This is a genomic window from Lacrimispora sp. 210928-DFI.3.58, from assembly GCF_020554865.1.
Taxonomy (GTDB): domain Bacteria; phylum Bacillota; class Clostridia; order Lachnospirales; family Lachnospiraceae; genus Enterocloster.
Map to the genome: position 1 here is coordinate 1 of NZ_JAJCIC010000130.1, position 265 is coordinate 265.

Sequence of the window (265 nt, forward strand, 5' to 3'; positions counted from 1 at the left end):
ACAAACATAGCAGAAGAATAGGTATTGTGTTCCTCAAACGCCTCCACAAACCGCCAGCGGGAGAATTCATCAATGGCCGTATACTGGAAAAATTGTTTTCCAATGACCTTGCTGTTCTTAAGGCAGGCAGAAGGAACGAACTTCACGTCAACCTGGATGCGTTGACCGGGATAATCCATCGTTTCATAAGGCTTGGGGATATACTTGGGATTCGGCGGTTTTACAGCCATCATACCCTGTTTTTTAAGGAATCGGTATAAACCAG

Annotated in this window: 1 pseudogene; it reads right to left on the minus strand. The window is 44.9% G+C overall.

Features of this window, described 5'->3' with window-relative positions:
* Window positions 1-265: pseudogene (locus LIZ87_RS22235) on the minus strand (IS481 family transposase); the annotation flags it as partial.